General features: G+C 57.3%; 2 protein-coding genes and 1 pseudogene. All 3 read left to right on the top strand.

Features of this window, described 5'->3' with window-relative positions; translation table 11 throughout:
• On the top strand, nucleotides 1-360 hold a 360-nt coding region (locus WCB02_RS13765; protein WP_423958772.1), incomplete at its 5' end, for a hypothetical protein.
• Nucleotides 361-451: 91 nt separating this feature from the next.
• Nucleotides 452-850, top strand: a pseudogene (locus tag WCB02_RS13760) (nucleotidyltransferase domain-containing protein); the annotation flags it as partial.
• Between the two features lie 169 nt (nucleotides 851-1,019).
• The gene (locus WCB02_RS13755; RefSeq protein ID WP_423958773.1) at nucleotides 1,020-1,430 is read left to right on the top strand and encodes a hypothetical protein; all 411 of its coding nucleotides are present in this window, start codon (nucleotides 1,020-1,022) and stop codon (nucleotides 1,428-1,430) included.
• The last annotated feature ends 93 nt before the right edge of the window (nucleotides 1,431-1,523 follow it).

Here is a 1,523-nt window from a genome sequence, read left to right as displayed (position 1 = left end):
GCCAAGGGTCGCCTGCATGAAAAGATGATCTGGCTCTCGAGGGATCATCGTCCGCTCCAATCTGTGACAGATGAAAAGCTGCTGGTGGAGTCCGACGGCAAACTACTGTACCTTGGCGAGGAAGAGGAGTTCAATGTCAGCTTGCCGTTTTGGGATCAGAACCTTCGGGATATCGTCGAGGCTACTTCGACAAGGTCTTTTGGCCGAATGTCGCACGAGGTTCTCCTTCTGAGAGGATTCGCCTCGAAGTTTCGCGAGATGAAGCTCTCATTCAAAGTTGGTGGAGGAGACCCCAAAGCGATCGCTCTCGCTTGCTACGGTGAACTTGTTGGAATTCACCGCGATCTCATCAGCGAATAGAACGAAGTCGTCCCCAGACTTTTAGAATCGCCTGCAGGCAATCCGGGAGCTCCGGATTGAGGCGCAGCTTTGCAGTATATATATACCGCATATGCAGTATAATATCACTGCAATGCTCTCTCTCCGTTCCGGGCTCCGCCGCAAGCTGCTGACGTTCTTCTACGTTAACCGCTCGGCGCGTGTCTATGTCCGCCAGTTGGCGGCCGCGCTGGACGCGGACTCGACCAACGTCTCGCGCGAACTCGCGCGCCTCGAACATGAAGGGTTCCTGCGCTCTGAAACCGAGGGCCGCCAGCGGTATTACAGCGTCAACGCCGCCTATCCGTATCTCAAGCCGGTCTTTGCCCTATTGCAGGGCTCGGTTGGTATTGAACCAACGCTGAAGCGCGCACTCCAGGGGATTCCCGGGATCGAATCCGCCTGGATTTACGGATCGTTTGCGAAAAACGAGGCCAACGGGGCCAGCGATATTGACGTTTTGATTATCGGCCGGCCGGACCAGACGCAGCTCGCATCCGAAGTCCGCAAGGTCGAAAAGGCTCTGCGCCGCGAGATCAACTACACTGGTCTCACTTCGGGCGATCTCAAAAGACGACTTGCGGCGCGCGACGCATTCATCGCCGACATCTGGAACGGAAAGCGCATCGAGTTGATTGGCCATGGCCACGACCAAACCACAACCAGTGAATCCGGACCAGGTGAAGCAGTTTCTGGCGGACGCACGGAAGAAGGCCGCCGCCGCGCGAAAAAACCTGGCGATCGACGAGGAGACCGCCCATCAAACGGCCTACGAGGCCATTCTCAAGGCGTCTCTGGCCCTCATGTTGAGCCACGGCCAGCGTCCCCGCGCCCAACTCGGACATCACATCGCAATCCTCGAGTTCGCGCAGAAGCATCTCGATCCCGCTCTGGCGCTTACCTTCGATCTGTTTGACCGCATGCGCCGCAAGCGAAACATTGCCTTCTACGACATCGCCGTCATCAGCGAGGTTGAGGCCGAAGAAGCGGTTCGGACGGCGGAAGACTATCTCAAAGTCGTTGCCGTCGACATTCGGACCAGAGCTTCATAGAGCCTGCGCACTTTCCGCGGCCCGGAGGCGCGAAAGCTGAGCAATTCCAGGCCGCGTCTTCAGCGGACTAGAACATTTTCGGGAATTGTGTAG

It is taken from the genome of Bradyrhizobium sp., assembly GCF_049581145.1.
Classification (GTDB): Bacteria; Pseudomonadota; Alphaproteobacteria; order Rhizobiales; family Xanthobacteraceae; genus Bradyrhizobium.
The sequence above is the reverse complement of the archived record's forward strand: the minus strand, read 5'-3'. Positions and strand labels throughout refer to the sequence as shown.

Coding starts and splice junctions, on each gene's coding strand:
- WCB02_RS13755 (WP_423958773.1), top strand. CDS start 1,020: ATGGCCACGACCAAACCACAACCAGTGAATCCGGACCAGGTGAAGCAG.